Annotated in this window: 15 protein-coding genes and 1 riboswitch; of the genes, 4 read left to right on the top strand and 11 right to left on the bottom strand. The window is 72.3% G+C overall.

Annotation, left to right across the window (positions count from 1 at the left end):
- Positions 1-34 precede the first annotated feature (34 nt).
- The 4 genes from D458_RS0104590 to D458_RS0104575 all read right to left on the bottom strand — a co-directional run bounded on the left by D458_RS0104590 (position 35) and on the right by D458_RS0104575 (position 6,595).
- Positions 35-976: a 2Fe-2S iron-sulfur cluster-binding protein gene (locus D458_RS0104590; RefSeq protein WP_017585549.1), complete on the bottom strand. Its 942-nt coding sequence runs from the start codon at positions 974-976 to the stop codon at positions 35-37.
- The gene (locus tag D458_RS0104585) at positions 973-3,003 is read right to left on the bottom strand and encodes an NAD(P)H-dependent oxidoreductase subunit E (protein WP_017585548.1); all 2,031 of its coding nucleotides are present in this window, start codon (positions 3,001-3,003) and stop codon (positions 973-975) included. The genes D458_RS0104590 and D458_RS0104585 overlap by 4 nt, the downstream gene beginning before the upstream one ends.
- A 225-nt stretch (positions 3,004-3,228) precedes the next feature.
- Positions 3,229-5,205: a formate dehydrogenase subunit alpha gene (gene fdhF, locus D458_RS0104580; protein WP_017585547.1), complete on the bottom strand. Its 1,977-nt coding sequence runs from the start codon at positions 5,203-5,205 to the stop codon at positions 3,229-3,231.
- A 406-nt stretch (positions 5,206-5,611) separates the two neighbouring features.
- Positions 5,612-6,595, bottom strand: a complete 984-nt coding sequence (locus D458_RS0104575; protein WP_017585546.1) for a 2-dehydropantoate 2-reductase — start codon at positions 6,593-6,595, stop codon at positions 5,612-5,614.
- 79 nt (positions 6,596-6,674) lie between these two features.
- Here D458_RS0104575 and D458_RS0104570 point away from each other — a divergent pair, with 79 nt between their 5' ends.
- The 4 genes from D458_RS0104570 (at position 6,675) to D458_RS0104555 (ending at position 9,778) form a co-directional block, all read left to right on the top strand.
- On the top strand, positions 6,675-8,009 hold the full coding sequence (locus tag D458_RS0104570; RefSeq protein ID WP_017585545.1) for a molybdopterin molybdotransferase MoeA: 1,335 nt from the start codon (positions 6,675-6,677) through the stop codon (positions 8,007-8,009).
- Between the two features lie 73 nt (positions 8,010-8,082).
- Positions 8,083-8,766 (top strand): GntR family transcriptional regulator, encoded by a 684-nt coding sequence (locus tag D458_RS0104565; protein WP_017585544.1) that lies wholly within the window; start codon positions 8,083-8,085, stop codon positions 8,764-8,766.
- 56 nt (positions 8,767-8,822) lie between these two features.
- Positions 8,823-8,889: riboswitch (guanidine-III (ykkC-III) riboswitch) on the top strand.
- Positions 8,890-8,919: 30 nt separating this feature from the next.
- On the top strand, positions 8,920-9,234 hold the full coding sequence (locus D458_RS0104560; protein WP_017585543.1) for a DMT family transporter: 315 nt from the start codon (positions 8,920-8,922) through the stop codon (positions 9,232-9,234).
- Between the two features lie 187 nt (positions 9,235-9,421).
- The gene (locus D458_RS0104555; RefSeq protein WP_017585542.1) at positions 9,422-9,778 is read left to right on the top strand and encodes a VOC family protein; all 357 of its coding nucleotides are present in this window, start codon (positions 9,422-9,424) and stop codon (positions 9,776-9,778) included.
- Positions 9,779-10,035: 257 nt separating this feature from the next.
- Here D458_RS0104555 and D458_RS0104545 read toward each other — a convergent pair whose 3' ends face one another.
- From D458_RS0104545 to D458_RS0104515, 7 genes are all read right to left on the bottom strand, one after another.
- Positions 10,036-10,533 (bottom strand): DUF2087 domain-containing protein, encoded by a 498-nt coding sequence (locus tag D458_RS0104545; RefSeq protein WP_017585540.1) that lies wholly within the window; start codon positions 10,531-10,533, stop codon positions 10,036-10,038.
- A 111-nt stretch (positions 10,534-10,644) separates the two neighbouring features.
- Positions 10,645-11,457 carry an HAD family hydrolase gene (locus D458_RS0104540; protein WP_017585539.1) on the bottom strand — a complete coding sequence of 271 codons (813 nt, stop codon included), beginning with the start codon at positions 11,455-11,457 and terminating at the stop codon, positions 10,645-10,647.
- A gap of 66 nt (positions 11,458-11,523) precedes the next feature.
- On the bottom strand, positions 11,524-12,447 hold the full coding sequence (locus tag D458_RS0104535; protein WP_017585538.1) for an STM4011 family radical SAM protein: 924 nt from the start codon (positions 12,445-12,447) through the stop codon (positions 11,524-11,526).
- Positions 12,444-13,838: an STM4012 family radical SAM protein gene (locus tag D458_RS0104530; RefSeq protein WP_017585537.1), complete on the bottom strand. Its 1,395-nt coding sequence runs from the start codon at positions 13,836-13,838 to the stop codon at positions 12,444-12,446. Before D458_RS0104530 ends, D458_RS0104535 begins: the two co-directional genes overlap by 4 nt.
- On the bottom strand, positions 13,835-14,689 hold the full coding sequence (locus tag D458_RS0104525) for an STM4013/SEN3800 family hydrolase (RefSeq protein WP_017585536.1): 855 nt from the start codon (positions 14,687-14,689) through the stop codon (positions 13,835-13,837). Before D458_RS0104525 ends, D458_RS0104530 begins: the two co-directional genes overlap by 4 nt.
- The gene (locus D458_RS0104520; protein WP_017585535.1) at positions 14,686-15,882 is read right to left on the bottom strand and encodes an STM4014 family protein; all 1,197 of its coding nucleotides are present in this window, start codon (positions 15,880-15,882) and stop codon (positions 14,686-14,688) included. Before D458_RS0104520 ends, D458_RS0104525 begins: the two co-directional genes overlap by 4 nt.
- Positions 15,879-16,961 carry an STM4015 family protein gene (locus D458_RS0104515; RefSeq protein WP_017585534.1) on the bottom strand — a complete coding sequence of 361 codons (1,083 nt, stop codon included), beginning with the start codon at positions 16,959-16,961 and terminating at the stop codon, positions 15,879-15,881. The genes D458_RS0104520 and D458_RS0104515 overlap by 4 nt, the downstream gene beginning before the upstream one ends.
- Between the last annotated feature and the right edge of the window lie 55 nt (positions 16,962-17,016).

The raw sequence follows: 17,016 nt of genomic DNA, 5'->3' as shown, positions 1-17,016 counted from the left end.
CCGACACCCGGTGTCGAGGGGGTGGGGCGGCCGATCAGCCGCCGCCGCGCCGCTGCACGTGCTGGAAGCCGAACCTGCCCTTGATGCACAGGTTCCCGTGCGTCACCGGGTTGTCGTGCGGTGACGATACCTTGACGATCTCGTTCTCCTGCACGTGCAGGGTGACGTTGCACCCGACCCCGCAGTAGGTGCACACCGTGGTCGTCTCGGTCTGCTTCTCCTCGTCCCAGGTGCCCGCCTTGCGCATGTCGAACTCGGTGGCGAACGACAGCGCCCCGGTCGGGCAGACCTCGATGCAGTTCCCGCAGTACACACAGGCGGAGTCGGGGAGCTCCACGTCGTGCTCGGTGGAGATGCGGGCGTCGAACCCGCGCCCGGCCACCCCGATCGCGAACGAGTTCTGCCACTGGTCGCCGCAGGCGTCCACGCACTTGTAACACATGATGCACTTCGAGTAGTCGCGCACGTAGAGGTCGTTGTCCACCTTGGCGGGCTGCTCGACCGTCTCCGCCACCGCACCGTCGCCGGGCTCGTGCTCACCCGCCCGCCGGGCGTCGCGCACCCCCAGCGCGGCGGGCTCGGCCCGCGGCCCGAAGCGCTCCGGCTCGGCCTCGTAGCGCTCCATCCACTCGGGCACCTTCGGGGTGGTGGACAGGTCCACCGAGGAGCCCAGCAGCTCCAGGACCATCTTGCGGCTGTGCCGCACCCGCTCGGAGTCGGTGGCCACGCTCATACCCGCCTCCAGCTTGCGGGAGCAGGCCGGGGCGAGCGTGCGAGCGCCCTCCACCTCCACCACGCACACGCGGCAGGCGTTGCGGGGGGTGAGCGTGTCGCCGTAGCAGAGGGTGGGCACTTCCGTCCCGACCGATTCGCAGGCCTCCAGGACGGTGGTGCCCTCCGGCACGCGGACGGTCTCGCCGTCGATGGTCGCGTCGATCAGCCGTCGGGGGGTGGGCAGGAGTACGGGGGTGGTCATCGGGCCTCCTCGGTCGCAGCCCGGTCGCCCGGGGCTGGGGTTGCGGGGGTGTCGGGGTCCTCTTCGGAGTAGAGGCCGAGCCGGTCGATCGCCGACTCCACGGCGTTCCAGGCGGTCTGGCCCAGGCCGCAGATCGAGGCGTCCCGCATGGCCTGTCCGACCTCCCGCAGCAGGGGGACCTCCTCGGCGGGCGAGGCTCCGGCGCGCAGCCGCAGCAGGGACTCCTCCTGGCGGACCGTGCCGACCCGGCAGGGCACGCACTGGCCGCAGGACTCGTCGCGGAAGAAGGCGGCCACGCGTGCCAGGGTCGCGCCCAGGTCGGCCGTGTCGTCCAGGACCAGCACCACACCCGAGCCCAGCGAGGTCCCGGCGGCCCGCGCGCCCTCGAAGGTCAGCGGGATGTCCAGCTCGTCGCCCCGGACGAAGGCGCCGGCCGCCCCGCCCAGGAGCACGCCCCTGATCGAACGGCCCTCGGGCAGCCCGCCCGCGGCCTCGATCAGGTCGCCCAGGGTGGCCCCGAAGGGCAGTTCGTACAGGCCGGGACGGCGCACCCCGCCGGACAGGCAGAACAGTTTGGGGCCGGTGGAGGTCTCCGTGCCCACGGCGGCGTACGCCGGGCCGCCCATCAGCAGCACGGGGAGCACGTTGACCAGGGTCTCCACGTTGTTCACCGCGGTCGGCTTGCCGAACAGCCCCTTCTCCACGGGGAAGGGCGGTTTGGTGCGGGGCTCACCGCGCTGGCCCTCGATGGAGCCGAAGATCGCGGTCTCCTCGCCGCAGATGTAGGCGCCCGCGCCGCGCCGGATCTCGATGTCGAAGGAGAAACCGGATCCCATGATGTCGGTGCCGAGCAGCCCCCGCTCCCGGGCGAGGGAGAGCGCGTTCTCCAGGTGCCTCAGGGCGCGCGGGTACTCGCCCCGGATGTAGAGGTAGCCGGTGCGGGCGCCGATCGCGTATCCGGCGACGGTCATGGCCTCGACCACGGAGAACGGGTCGCCCTCCATGAGGACGCGGTCCTTGAAGGTGCCGGGTTCGCTCTCGTCGGCGTTGCACACCAGGTAGTGCGGGGTGTCCGGCTGCTGAGCGGTGGCGTTCCACTTGCGGCCGGTGGGGAAGGCCGCCCCGCCCCGGCCGACCAGGCCGGAGTCGGTGACCTCCCGGATCACTCCGGCGGGGCCGAGTCGCAGGGCCTCGCGCAGCGCCGCGTAGCCGCCCGCGGAGCGGTAGTCGTCCAGGCTGAGCGGGTCCACGCGGCCGATCCGGCGCAGGAGGACGTGGTCGGGGGAGCCCGCGTCGGGGACGGCGGCCACGGGTTCGGGTTCGGGGGAGAGCCCGGAGAGGGGGGCCGGGTGGAAGGTGGTGGGGAAGGCGGCGCCCGCGGCGCCGTGGCCGTTCGTGGAGCTGTCCGCGGTGGCGCCGACGGGGGCCGACCCGTTCGCTGAACCGTTCTGCCGGGGCGGGCCGTCGGCGAGGGCGTCGAGGTCCTCGGGGGTGGCGGGGGCCGACACCGCGTACCGGGCCGGAGCCCCGGCCTGGAGGGCGAGCGCGGCGGGGGCGCGTTCGCACATGCCCAGGCACGGGCTCTCGTGCCAGGTGGCGGCGGCGTCGTCGGGGTGGGTGCCGGGCGGGCCCAGCCGCTCGGCCAGGCGGTCGCGCAGGCGGCCCGAACCGGCCGCCGCGCAGGCGATGTCGGTGCACAGGTGCACGACCCGCTCGGGGCGCTCGTGCAGGGCGAACATCGCGTAGAAGGAGGCGACGGCGTAGGCCTCGGCCGGTGGAACGGTGAGCCTGCGACAGATGTGGTTGAGCGCCCCGCGGCTGATCCAGCCCACCCGGTCGTTGACCGCGTGCAGCGCGGGCAGGAGCAGGTCGCGCTGGTCGCGTGCGGCGTGGCCGCCCCTGGCGTAGCGCAGGTCGGAGTCCTGGCGGGTCCCGCCGTCCCAGCCGGATTCGGGCGCTCCCAGAAGTGAGTCGACGGCATCGCGTTCGGCGGCGGTGGCTACCTCGTCCAGAAGTCGCAGGTCCACGCCCGGATCACCTCAATCGTGTGTAAGACAGATCACAGGATTCTGTATACAGGAGACAGTAGGATGAGTGGTGCGGATTGACAACCCTCGTTGCCGATGGGATTCGGCGGGGAAGGTGTCCTTCCGGGCAGGCCGGGGTGGACCGTCGTAACCAGGGGGCTGGAGAGACGGTCCACCCTTCTGCCTTCCGGCCTCGGCCGCGCCGGCCGGCGCGGCCGAGACCGACTAGCGGAGCGCCTCGTCGGGGGCGTCCCTGCGTTCGCTCGGGGCCTGCTGTCCGGGTCGGGGCCCGATGCGTTCGATCTGTACCGCGGCCGCCTTGTACTCGGCGGTTCCGGCGATGGGGTCGGTGGCGTCGATGGTCAGCAGCTGGGTGTCGACCTGGTGCGGGAAGTGGAAGGTCATGAACACCAGTCCAGGCCGCATGGACTCGGTGATCGAGGCCGGGACCAGGACCGAGCCGCGGCGCGAGGTCACCCGGACCGTCTCCCCGTCCTCGATCCCGAGCTTGGCGGCGTCCTCGGGGGACAGGTCCAGCAGTTCGCCCCGCCGCAGCGGCGAGGAGAAACCGCCGGTCTGCACACCGGTGTTGTAGTCGTCCAGGCGGCGTCCGGTGGTGAGCCGGAACGGGAAGTCCTCGTCCAGCAGGTCCACCGGCGGCGAGTGGCCGACGATCCCGAACGGCGCGGGCGCGCCCCGCTCCTCCGGATCCTTCGACCACAGCCGGGAGTGCAGGTAGCTCGGCTCCAGGCTGTCCTCCGAGTAGCAGGGCCACTGGATGCCGTCCAGCTCGGCCAGGCGCGCGTAGCTCATGCCCCGGTGCATGGGGGACAGGGAGCGCACCTCGTCCCAGATCTCCTCCGCGGCCGGGCGCTCCCACTCGTGTCCGAGCCGGGTCGCGATCGCGCACATGATCTCGATGTCGTCCCTGGCGCCCTCCGGGGGTTCCAGGGCCTTGCGGACCAGTTGGACCCGCCGCTCGCTGTTGGTGAAGGTGCCGTCCGACTCGCACCAGGCGGCGCTCGCCGGGAGCACGACGTCGGCGAGCTCGGCGGTCCGGGTGAGGAAGATGTCCTGGACCACCAGGTGGTCCAGAGCCCGCAGGCGGGCGGTGGTCTTGTGCGTCTCGGGCTCGGACTGCACGGGGTTCTCGCCGATGACGTAGAGGGTCTTGAGCTCGCCCTCCTCCATGGCCTCGAACATCTGGGTCAGGTTCAGGCCCTTGCGGTCCTGGATCTCGCGTCCCCAGACCCGCTCGAACGAGGCCCGGACCTCGGCGTCCAGGATGTCCTGGAACCCGGCCAGCCGGTCGGGGATGGCGCCCATGTCGCCGCCGCCCTGCACGTTGTTCTGGCCGCGCAGCGGGTTGAGTCCGGAGCCGTGCCGCCCGACGTGCCCGGTCAGCAGGGACAGGTTGATCAGCGAGCGCACGTTGTCGGTGGCGTTGTGGTGTTCGGTGATGCCGAGGGTCCAGCACAGCTGGGCCCGTTCGGCTCGGGCGTAGGTGTGGGCGAGTTCGCGGATGGCCTCGGCCGGCACGCCGGTCTCGGCCTCGGCGGCGGCGAGCGTCCACGGTTCGACCAGGGCCCGGTACTCGTCGAAGCCGCTGGTGGCGCGCTCGACGAAGGACTCGTTGGCCAGGCCGGCGTGCAGGATCTCCCGGCCGACGGCGTGCGCCAGCGGGATGTCCGTGCCCACGTTGAGGCCGAACCAGCGGTCGGCCCACTCGGCGGTGGGTGTGCGCCGGGGGTCCACGACGAAGAGCTTCGCCCCGTTGCGCACCCCCTTGAGTACGTGCTGGAAGAAGATCGGGTGGGCGAAGCGCGGGTTGCCGCCCCAGATCACGATGAGGTCGGTGTCCTCGACCTCCGAGTAGGAGGAGGTGCCGCCGCCGGAACCGAAGGCGGCGGCCAGGCCGGCGACGCTGGGCGCGTGGCAGGTGCGGTTGCAGGAGTCGACGTTGTTGGTGCCGACCACGACACGGGCGAACTTCTGTGCGACGAAGTTCATCTCGTTGGTGGCCCTGGCGCAGGAGAGCATGCCGAAGGAGTTGGGCCCGTGGCGGTCGACGCCCTGCCGGAACCCGGCGGCGGCGCGGTCCAGGGCCTCCTCCCAGGTGGCCGGGCGCAGCTCGCCGTGTTCGCGGACCAGGGGTCGGGTGAGTCGGTCGTAGGAGGTGGAGAAGTCTTCGGAACGACGCATGTGGCCTCGCTTGGAGTTCGTGGCCTTGAAGGGAATACTGTATGCAATGTTAGGGGCCAGATCAATGGGCCCATAGTTCAACGGGCGCACAGTTCGACGGGTGCACCGATCAAGGGGTGCGCTGATCCGTGCGCCCGCTGGTCTGCGGATGCACGGATCAGCGGGTGGCCGGTCGGGCAGGGGGCCCGGGGCCGGAGGGGCGAGGAGCTCGGGGTGGGAGCTAGGTCCTGTTTTTTGGATCATTCCGCGCTCGCGACCACCAGGCTGCCTCTCGCTGCGCCGATATCGCTCGGACAGCCAAACCCGGGCTGACTCTCGCTCATCGTCTTGCGAGAGATTGCCTGGACGGCCGCTCGCTCGATGCCGGCTCCGCCGACACGAGCGAAAGCATCCAGAAAAACAGGCCCTAGGCCAATACGGGTTCGGAGACCCGCTGGTTCAGGAGTCCGGCCACGGCGTCGACCGCGCGGAGGGTGGGCGCGGGAGCCCCGGTGAGGTCGGCCAGCTCGACCACGGCGGACAGGATCACGTCCAGCTCCATGGGTCGGCCCCGTTCCAGGTCGTGCAGGGTGGAGGTCCGGTGGTCACCGGTCCGCTCCGCGCCCGCGAGCCTGCGTTCGACGGAGATGTCCGGGTGGACGCCCAGCCGGGCGGCCACGTCCAGGGTCTCGTTCATCATGGTGCGGGCCATGTCCCGGGTCGAGCGGTGGCGGCAGATCTGCGCCATGGTCGACCGGGTGAGCGCGCTGAGCGGGTTGAAGACGATGTTGCCCATCAGCTTCACCCAGATGTCCACGCGGAGGTCGGGTTCGACCGGGCACTTGAGCCCGCCCGCCGTCATCGCGGCGGACAGGTCGCGGCAGCGCTGGGAGTCGGAGCGGTCCGGCTCGCCGATGGAGAACCGGGTGCCCTCGATGTGCCGGACCACCCCCGGCTCGACGATCTCGGTCGCCGCGTAGACCACGCAGCCCACCGCGCGCTCGACCGGGATGGTCCGGCTGACCGCGCCGCCCGGGTCCACGCTCTCGATCCTCCTGTTCGCGAGCGGGCCCTCGACTCCGTGGAAGTACCACCACGGGATGCCGTTCTGTGCGGCGACCACGGCGGTGTGGGGTCCGAGGAGCGGGCGCAGCAGCGGCCCGCACTCGGCGTAGTGCTGGGCCTTGAGGCCGAGCAGGACGGCGTCCACGGGGCCGACCTCGGCGGGGTCGTCCGTGGCGTGGGGGTGCGCGGTGAAGTCGCCGCGGGGGCTGAGCACCCGGACGCCCTGTTCACGCAGGGCTCGAAGGTGTTCGTTGCGGGCTATGAGATGGACGTCGGCTCCGCCGCGGTGCAGTGCGGCGCCCGCGTAGGCGCCGATCGCTCCGGCGCCGAGAACGGCGATGCGCATGGGAACTCCTTCCATTTTCCATACTGTATACAGTATGCTCCATGACAACCGTCCCCTCACCTCGGTAGGGAGAGAAGGAATGCCCGACTCGGGTGCTTCGGAAACTTCTCCGCTTCTTCGTGTCCACGACCGACCGAGCCCCCGCCCGAGGGGCCGCGCCCACGCACACACACCCTGGCCCCGCGCGCGGGAACTGGCACGGGAGGTCGGCGCCGAAGGCGGTGCGCCGGTCGAGGAGGTCCCCCTCGCCGACGCCCGGGGCGCCACCCTCGGCGCCGACCTCGTCTCCGCCATCGACGTCCCTGTCCTGGACAGCGCCGCCATGGACGGATACGCCGTCTGCGGTGAGGGGCCCTGGACCGTCCTCGGACGATCACTCGCCGGACACCGCGGACCCGTCGTCCGCCTGAACGGGGGAGAGGCGGTGGAGATAGCCACGGGTGCCGTCGCGCCAGAGGGCACCACCGCCGTCCTCCCCTACGAGCGCGCCGCCCTGTGCCCCGGAGGTGTGGGAGCCGCCGGAGACCCGAGGGCCATCGAGGGTCCGGGTGAGGCGCGCGAACCGGGGGGCACGGGGCTCCTGAGCGGAGAGGCCGAGCCGGGCAGGCACATCCGGCGCCGGGGCGAGACCACCGCCGCCGGGACGGTGGCCGCGCACGCCGGGAGCCCCGTGACCCCCGTACTCCTGGGACTGGCCGCCGGCCTGGGCCGGGACACCGTGCCGGTGCTCCGGCCCCGGGTCCGCGTCCTGGTCACCGGGGACGAGGTCGTGCACGAGGGCGTCCCCCGCCCCGGCGCGGTCCGCGACGCCATCGGCCCGATGCTCCCGGGGCTGGTCGCCTGGGCCGGCGGGCACTGCGTCCCCCGGGCCCCGGGCGCCCCGGCCGGAGTCCAGGTGCCGGACCGCGCCTCCGACCTGGAGGAGGCGCTGGCCACGGCCGCGGACACCGACATCGTCGCCGTGTGCGGTTCCTCCTCGGCCGGACCGGCCGACCACCTGCGCACGGCGCTGACCGGCCTCGGCGCGCGGTTCGTGGTCGACGGGGCGGCCTGCCGCCCCGGTCACCCGCAGATCCTCGCGGTCCTGCCCTCGGGCACCGTCGTGGTGGGGCTGCCCGGCAACCCCGGCGCCGCCCTCGCCGCCGCCCTCACCCTGCTCGTTCCCGTGCTCAGCGGCCGGGCCGGCCGGCGCGACCCGGCGCACACCGGAAGGCGTGTCCGGCTGGTGGGGGAGACCCGGCCGCACGCCACCGACACCCGCCTGGTCCCGGTGCGGGTCAGCCGCGACCTCGCGGTGGAGCTGCCCTCCAGCGGCTCCGCCGACCTGCGGGCCGCCGCCGTGGCCGACGCCCTCGCCGTGGTCCCGCCCGCCCGCGTCCCGGGCCGGGTCGAACTCCTCGGGATGCCTTGGTGACGTACTCACTCCCCGCACTTCGTACACTGTCTACAGTGACCTTGACCGTGCAGCCGGATTCTGGAGACTCCTCATGTCCTCGCAGGGATTGAACGCCGTCGCAGGACGAATCCAGCGCCCGGTACCGCTGCGCGAGGCCGTCTACGAGGCCATCCTCGACCTGATCACCACCCGGGCCCTGTCCCCCGGGCAGCACCTGGTCGAGACCGATCTGGCCCAGACCCTCGGCGTCTCCCGCCAGCCGGTCCGCGAGGCCATGCAGCGGCTGAGCAACGAGGGGTGGGTGGACCTGCGGCCCGGCTACGGGGCGTTCGTGCACACACCCACCGAGAGCGAGGCCGACCAGCTCCTCGCCGTCCGCGCGATGCTCGAGGCGGAGTCCGCCAGACTCGCCGCCGAGCACGCCTCCGCCGAGCAGATCCACCAGCTGCGCGAGCTCGTCTCCGCCGGCCGGGCCGCGGCCGAACGCGCCGACACCGACGCCGTGGTCAAGGCCAACGCCGACTTCCACCGCACCGTCACCGAGGCCTCGGGCAACCGCGTGCTTGCCGAACTGGCCGCCCAGGTCGACCGCCGGGTCCGCTGGTACTACGCCCCCGTCGCCCGTATCCGGGGTTCCGCCTCCTGGGACGAGCACGAGCAGCTGGTCGAGGTCATCCAACGGGGCGACACGGCCCGCGCCCGCGAGCTCATGAGCGAGCACACCGAGCGCACCCGTCGCACCTACCACGAGGAAGTCGACGGCACCGAGTCCTGACCCGGGTGACCGGCCTCTCCAGCACCCCCGGAAGTTCCGCCCGCTCCAGCCCGTTGTACGGTTCGGGTACCTGAGAACTCCGGACGAGGTGCGCCGTACCCGGTCATGACAAGACGGCGCGGACACTGTTCGTACGTCTTGGAGGTACAGGTCATGGCCTGGATCGTTCTGGTGATCTCCGGTCTTCTCGAAACCGTGTGGGCCGCCGCGCTCCACTCCTCGCAGGGTTTCACCCGCCTCTGGCCCTCGGTGACCTTCGGCGTCACCCTCGCCCTGAGCATGGCCGGTCTCGCCTACGCCCTGCGCACCATTCCTCTGGGCACCGGCTACGCCGTCTGGGTCTCCATCGGCGTCGTGGGAACGGCCCTCATCGGCATGTTCTTCCTCGGAGAGGGCTTCAGCGTCCCCAAGGCGCTCTGCCTGATCGCCATCGTCGCGGGCGTCGTCGGTCTCAAGGTCCTCAGCTAGCCACCTGGGTGCCGGCGCTGTTCCGGGGCGTCACTTCCTCGACCTCGTTCGAGGACAACTCTTCCTGTCCTCGAACGAGGACGGAGGCGATGCGGTGCCGGGAGAATTCACCCTCAGCGGGTGGTCTCCCTCGCCTCCGCCGCCGTTCCCGCTGTTCTGATCCTCTGATGTCCCCTAAAGTCGCGGGATGAGTCTGGGAACCGTCGACCAGTGGGTCGTCAACGCCGTCGAACCCTCCGCCCTCGCCCGGTTCTGGGCCCTCGTGCTCGGCGGGGACGTCCAGGACCGCGAGGATGGCTGGGCCGTCCTGCGCGGAGCGTCCGGGCTGCCGCGGCTGTCGTTCCAGCCGACCCCGGAGGCCAAGCACTCACCCAACCGCATCCACCTGGACGTGCTCGTCGGGGACATCGGCGAGGCCGTACACGCGGCGGTGGAGTACGGCGCGAGCCCGGTGGGAGAGCCGGTCACCGACGAGCAGGGTTCGTTCCAGGTCCTCCGGGACCCGGAAGGCAACGAGTTCTGCCTGGTCAAGCCGACCCGTTGAACACCAGCGCCGTCCAGGTCCCAGGAGGGCTGTTTCCCGGAACCCGCTGTGGATCATGGCGAAGGAGGCCGGGCGTTGGCGCCTGACCGCCTGCCAGAACATGGCCGCACCCGACGAGGAAGCGGCCGAGGTCCGCGCCGTCTTCGGAACCGGTGGCTGAGGGCGAAGGTTTGCGCCCGGCCGAGCAGGTGCGCCCCTCGGCCGGTCACTGCCTCCACACGCCCACCCCCGCTGTTCCTCCGGGGCGCTGGGCCGCCTTACTTCCGGGGAAGCCGGTAGCGGCTGCCGTCGTCCTCGCGGTCGAGGAACCCCTCCTCCACCAGGTACCGGCGCATGGCGGAGAAGTCCTCGCAACAGCTCCGCAGGGCCGCGTTGACCTGCTTCTCGGTGTACTCCATCTCCGGGGCGAACAGGCGGCCGGCGATCCGCTCCAGAACGGCCAGGCGCAGTTCGCGCTTGGCGGGCATCGAGGTGAGCCGCCCCTCGTGGAAGAGCGCGTCCACGGGGTCGGTCACCCCGGTCTCCTCCTTCTGGGCACGCATGGCCTCGGCGAAGACCCCGGTCACCGCCACCACTCGCGAACCCTCTTCCCTGACCAGCCCGTCGCGGACCAGGCGGGCCAGGCGCTTGGCGGGCCTGGCCCCCTGGAGCTCCGCCGGGTCCAGACCCTCGGGGCCGGCGGAGACGACCCGGGCGTACAGGGACAACCGCTCGGGCGCGGCGAGGGACGACACGAGCTGGGTGGGGTGCGGCACGGCGGATCCTTCAGGGGTCGGGAACGTCTGCTCTCCGCCACCGTAGAAGCCGCCCCGCCGACTCGGCCAGCGATTATCGGTGCAGCGGGCACTGTGGTGCAGCGGGCACGGTCAGGCCCGGTCGAGCAGGCTCTCCACCACCTGTCCCACGCCGTCCTCGAAGCTGGAGGGCGCGACCTCGAGGCCGAGCGCGGGATCAAGGAGTTCCGGGTGCCCGCTGACCATCGCGTACCCGGAACCGGCCCAGGTCAGCGCCGAACGGTCGTTGGGCATGTCCCCGAAGGCCACCACCTCCTCGCGGGCGACCCCCCATCTCTCGCACAGCATCGCGAGCGTGCTGCCCTTGTTCACCCCGGCCGCGCTGATCTCCACCAGCCCGGCGCCACCCGAGTAGGTCGCCTCCGCGAGAGAACCCACGGACGACACCGCGGCCTCGTACATCAGGTGCACCGGGTACGTACTGGACCGGGCGATGAGCTTGGTGACCGGTGTCGCGGCCGTCAACAGGGCGTCGGTGTCGTCCAGTACCCCGCTCACCCAGTCGCTCGGCACCCACGGCTCCAGGTGGTAGTCGACGTCGTGGTAGAACTCCGTGCCGGTCTCCACCCCGAAACCCAGCTCGGGCAGAGCGCCCCGGAGCTTCTCCACGATCGTTCCGGAGGTGTACCGGTCGATCGCCCGGATCAGCGGCGAGGTTTCTCCGGGCAGCTGGGTGTGCGCCCCGTTGCCGCACACGACGGCGGCGCAGTCGAACATCGCGGCGATGGCCGCGGTGGCGCGCGGCGGACGGGCGGTCACGATGACCACCTTGATCCCCGCCTCCACAGCGGCCGTGAGGGCTCGTCGGTTGCGTACGGAGACCTGGCCGCTCTGGTTGAGGAGGGTGCCGTCAAGGTCGGTGGCGATGACGCGAGGAAGGACCATAGGGCGAATTATGGTGGCTCGGTGCGACGGTTCTGAAGAGGTTTTCCGGCCGCTGTCACGCGAGGGTCACCGGTGCGTGACGGCCGGGATCCGCTCGAGCACACCGCCCCGGAACACGTCGTACAGGTCCAGGGTCTCCAGGTGCACGTACCCGATATGGCAGTCGCAACTGGTCAGAGGGCACGGAGCCGGGCCGAGGCCGGCCTCGAAGGAGCCGTCGTAGAGGTTGCCGAGCGGGACGTCCACGAAGTGGCAGCGGCGTACGTCGCCGTCACCGTTGACGGACAGCACACTCTCACCTGTACGACAGGGCAGTCCTCGGCTGGCGTGCGGTGTCCGGCTGTAGTGGAAGTACGGGTCGAGTTCCTGCCAGGGCGCGGCCTCGGCGTCGGTGTAGGTCAGCCCCTCTGCGGCGTTCACCCACAGGTACACCTCCCCGGGCAGGTCGGCGCGCATCCGCCGGGCGGCCTCCAGGTGTTCGGGCTGTCCCACGACCCCCACACTGAACCGAACCCCCATCGCGGCGAGCTCGCGCGCCTTCCCGAGGAACCGCTCGTGGCTCACCTCGCCCGGATGGTAGGTGGTCCACAGCGCGACCGAGCCGCGGTCGCAGTCGGCGAGCCAGGCCGTGCGCCCGCTCAGGTTGGTCTGGATCGCCACCCGCTCCACGTGCGGCAGGTGGCTGAGCCGAACCATCGCCCGCCGGTACCAGGAGCGGACCAGCCCCTCGCCCCACGGTGTGAACAGCACCGAGAACCGGGTTCCCGGCGCCTCCTCCGCGCGGGCGGCTACCCACTCGGTGAACCGTTCCAGGGCGGCCCGGTCCGCGCGCAGGGTCCCGGGGCTGTCGCGGCGCTTGGCGAAGGGGCAGTACGGGCAGTCGTAGTCGCAGCTGGCGAGCGGACCCCGGTACAGCAGGGTGAGGTGCGGGGGCAGCGGCGCGCCCGGGCGGCCGCGCACCGGATCGGGCAGGTCGACGGGTGTACTCACGAGGCCTCGTACTCGGCCGTCAGCCGGTTCACCCGGTCGGAGAAGAAGTCCGGGCCGACGGAGTCGGAGTGCGCCAGCCCCTCCTCGGTGAGCCGGAGCAGCCCGGGGCCCTCCGCCGGCCCGCTCCCCGCCCCGGGCCCGCTCCCCGGCTCCAACCAGCCGCGCTCGGCCAGAGCGGCGAACTCGGCGGGGAAGTCCGCCACCGGGTGCGTGCCGAACCGGGTCGCGTAGTCGGCTACCACCAGCCCTTCCGCGCGCAGCAGCGACTGCAGCACGTGCCTGCGCCGGCGCTCACCGGAGTCCAGGACGAACCCGACCTCGGCGTGCGCGAACTCGGCCGCGTCGCGCCCCACGTAGTCGGCGATGATCGACCGCACCCTGCCCACGCCCACCGCGTAGTCGAACGAGTAGTGGGTCGAGCCGGTGTAGGAGCGGGCGCCGCAGCCCAGCCCCACCATGCCGTCGGTCTGGCAGCAGTGGTCCGGGACCGCGCCCCCACCCGCGCCGGAACCCGCGCGCTCGGGGGCGTCGGCCCGCCGGAACATCCGCATGGACACCTGCTCGTAGCCGCGTTCACGCAGGTGGTCGCGTCCCTGCCGGTACAGGGAGAGCCGGTGGTCGTCCCAGGCGCGGGCGCGGCGGCCCAGCCCGGTGAGCGGCCGGACGTACAGCGGGTAGAGGTAGATCTCCTCCGGCTCCCAGGACAGCGCGGTGTCCAGGGAGTACTCCCAGGTCCGGGGCGTTTGCCGGTCGATGCCGTAGATGAGGTCCACGTTGAGGTCGGCGCGGGCGTGTTCGCGGATGTCGGCGAGCGCCCGGTCCACCTCCGCGCGTTTCTGCGGCCGCCCGGCGGCGTGCGCCTCGGAGTCGACGAAACTCTGCACCCCCATGCTGATCCGGGTCGTCCCGCGTGCGTCCAGCACCTGGAGGCGGTCCGGGGTGGCGGTGGCCGGGGAGGTCTCCACGGACACCGGGATCCGGGTCAGGTCCACCCGGAAGGCGGCTTCGAGGGTGTCGTAGACCCGGGCCAGCTCCTCGGGGGTCAGGTAGGTGGGGGTGCCCCCGCCCAGGGCGGCGCGGGCGAACGCCGCGCCCTCGGGCAGGCAGGCGGCGACCGTCGCGGCCTGGCGTTCGAAGGCGTTCAGGTAGGCGGTGACCTGCTCGGCCGGTGGCGTGGAGCGGGTGAAGAGGTTGCAGAACCCGCACCGCATCTCGCAGAACGGGATGTGCGCGTACAGCGAGAGCGCGCTGACGTCCTCGTGCCGCCACAGGTCGGTCAGCGCGGGCCGCTCGGCGAAGGGCCGGTAGGCGCTCTTGTGCGGGTAGGCGTACACGTACGAGCGGTACGGGGAGTTCGCGCGCACGGGTTCGGCCGTCGGGATGATGCTCACGCGGTCTTCTCCTCGGCGCCGTACCCGCGGGGCAGGACGGCGTGGGTGTAGGGGACGGTCCAGACGGTCTCGTGGCCGATCCGGTGACCGGTGTAGCCGTCCTCGCCGTAGGCGGTGCCGTGGTCCGAGCACACGATCGCGAAGCAGGGGCGGCGCGCGGCCATGGCGGCCAGCAGGGGCGGCAGGTGCCGGTCGACGTACTCCAGGGCGGCGGCGTGACTGGCCCGGGTGTCCCCGTCCTCCTCGGTGGCGCCGTCCAGGTGGAACCAGTTGGGCTGGTGCAGGGCGGCGGCGTTGAGCAGCAGGAACAGGGGCTGTTCGGCGGGGACCGCGGTGGTGATCTCGACGGCACGGGCCACCTGGTTCTCGAAGGAGTGCGGGTCGGCGACGCCGAAGGACTCCTCCCAGTGGCTCTCGGCGAACAGGTCCGGCAGTACCGAACCCAGTTCCGACCTGCGGTTGAAGAAGCCCGTACCGCCCACACAGGCGGTGCGGTAACCCGCCCGGGCCAGGCCGGAGGCGAGGTCGGGGGCCTCGAAGGTCCAGGTTCCGGGCGCGGTGGAGACGCTGCCGGGGAAGGCGGCGGCGAACAGGCGCGGGTGCGGGCCGGGCGCGGCCGGGGTGGGCAGGAACCCGGCGAGCATGGCCAGGTGCGAGGCGTAGGTGAAGCTCGCGGGGGAGTGCCGTTCCTCCCAGCCGCCCTCGGGCAGGAGCCGGGCCAGGTGCGGGGTGCGCCCGGCCTCGGCGAGCTCGACCGCGACGTCGTACCGGAGGGTGTCCAGGGTGAGCAGCAGGATGTCGTGTGTGCCGACCACGGTGTTCATGTCGGGCTGGGTGGGACCGGTGTTCATGATCGTTCCGTAGGTGAGGACAGCAGGGGTGCAGGGGGGACGGCGAAGCGGCCCGTCGCGAGGGCGTGCAGTTGTTCGGCGTGGGTGCTCCTGCCCTCGTGGAGGACCCCGGGCAGGAGATCGCCGAAGGCGTTGACCTCGCAGATCGTGAACTCCCGCCAGCCGGGTGAGGCCATCAGGTCCACTCCGGCGTGCAGGGTGTGCGGGAAGACCGCCGCGGCCGCCTCGGCCGTGGCCATCGCCTCCTCCCAGGCGTGTGGGCCCACGCTCTCGCGCAGGGCGGCCAGGTCGCCGCGGGCGTTGCCGAGGTGCAGGTTGGTCATCGGGGACCGGGAGGAGCGCACCACCACGTGGGTGGCCCGCCCGGCCACCACCAGGACGCGCAGGTCGATCACCCGCCCGTCGAAGCCCGCCTTGGGGATCCAGCGCTCCACGTGCAGGCCGTCGGGGGCGAGCGCGTCCACGACCGCCGCCACCTCGGTCTCGGTGGTGTAGGTGCGCAGCCGCAGCGAGTTGTACAGCGCCACCGGGCCCGCACCCGCACCCGGACCCGGGGGCGCGGCGCCTTCGCCGCCTCCGCGTACGAGGGCGGCTGACGTCACCGCCTTGATCCGGCCGCCCGAACCGGTGGCCAGCGCGACCACCCCGGAGGCCGACGAGCCGTGTGCGGGTTTGACGAACACCCTCGACCACCCGTGCCCGGCCATCGCCGCGCGCAGGGACGCGTAACCCGTGATCGGGCCGGGCAGGGCCGGGGCGACCGGGACCCCGGCCGCGTACAGCCGGGCGTGGCACCGGCGCTTGTCGCACAGGTCGACCAGGTCGCCGGTGTCCTGCAGCAGGTGCGCGCCGGGGGTGGCCGCCACCGCCTCGGACAGCCGTCCCAGGGCTCGGACGAACCCCCGGTGCTGGTCTGCGGTGCCCTCGGCGCGGTGGAGGTCGGGGTCGCGCTCCCAGCCGCGCAGCAGACGCGCGGTGGTGACGTCCTCACCGGCCGAGTCCACCCGGACCAGGGCGCCCCCGGGCAGGGTGGCCGGGCCGGCGGCCGGGTCCGCGAGGTCGCGCCAGGGGAGCGGGACCGGGTCCGGGAGCCCGGCTGTCCGCGCGGCCTCGGTGAACAGCGCCAGGCGGCGGTTGCCGGGCACGCACACCACCACCAGCGGCCGGTCGAGCGGGCTCGGGTCCGGGCTCACTCGCCGACGGCCGGGTAGTAGTCGTAGTCATCCTCGGCCTCGTCCCCGGTGTCCTCGTCGTCCCCGCCGTCCCCCTTGCGGTCGGAGAGGTCGACCCGGACCCCGGCGCCGGTGAGGGCCGCCCGCACGCGTTCGGTGTTCTCCTCGCCCAGGTAGTGGTGGTGCAGGTCCAGGCTCTCCAGGTGCGCGAACGCCGGCACGGCGGCGAGCAGGTGCTCGGTGTCACGGTTGCGCAGGGAGCCCAGGGAGAGGTCCAGGGAGGACAGACGGGAGGTGACCGGGGCCTCGGCCAGGGCCCGGACCCACGCACCGGTGCGCTGGGAGTTGCGCAGCCCCAGGTGGCGGAGGGCGGGGAGGGCCTTCCCGGACAGCAGTGGCGCGAGGTCCTCGGGTGTGGTGTCGCCGCCGTAGTGGTCCACGCCCAGCCACAGCTCCAGGCGTTCCAGCGCGGGCAGTCCGGACGACAGGACCTCGCGGACCAGCCGGCCGGGCAGGCCTCCGCTCTGGACGGTGAGCGAACGCAGGGCGCGGTGCTCGGGGACGTTCAGGGAGAGCGTGCCGCCGCCGCTGTGGGTGTCGCCGACCCCGCGCACGGCCAGCTCCTCCAGACGGGGGTAGGCGGCCAGGAGCGGGGCGAGGTCGCACTGCTGGATCCAGGAGATCTCGTTCTCCTCGAACGTGACGTCGCCGACGAACAGCGAGCGCAGCTCGGGGAAGGCCTCGGCGTGCCCGATCAGGGCGTCCCGGAGGTCACGGGAGGAGAGGTCGCTGCCGTCCTCGAACCCCCAGTCCCCGATCACCAGGGCCCTCACCCGGGTGGTGTCCACCTCCTCGACGAACCTGGCCAGGTAGGGGACGAACTCCTCGGAGTAGCTGGAGAGCCGCAGTCGCCACGCCACCGATCCCGGCTCCTCCTTGGCCGCCTCCATGAGGCCGCGGTGCGGGGTCGAGGCGGGGGGCTCCTCGCCCGCCCTGCGCGCCCTGTTGGCGGCGCTGCGCAGGAGGCTCTCCTCCGCGCCCGTGTCCAGGAACTCGACCACGGGGAGTTCGGCGTACTCGGTGAGGTGCTGTCGGATCATGGCGCTTCTCGTTTTCCGTCCCGGCTGAGAGGTGTGTGACATGTCTAGCAGCGCC

This window comes from Nocardiopsis ganjiahuensis DSM 45031 (genome assembly GCF_000341085.1).
Taxonomy (GTDB): Bacteria; Actinomycetota; Actinomycetes; order Streptosporangiales; family Streptosporangiaceae; genus Nocardiopsis; species Nocardiopsis ganjiahuensis.
Note: the sequence above shows the minus strand (reverse complement) of the source record. Positions and strands in the feature narration are given on the sequence as shown.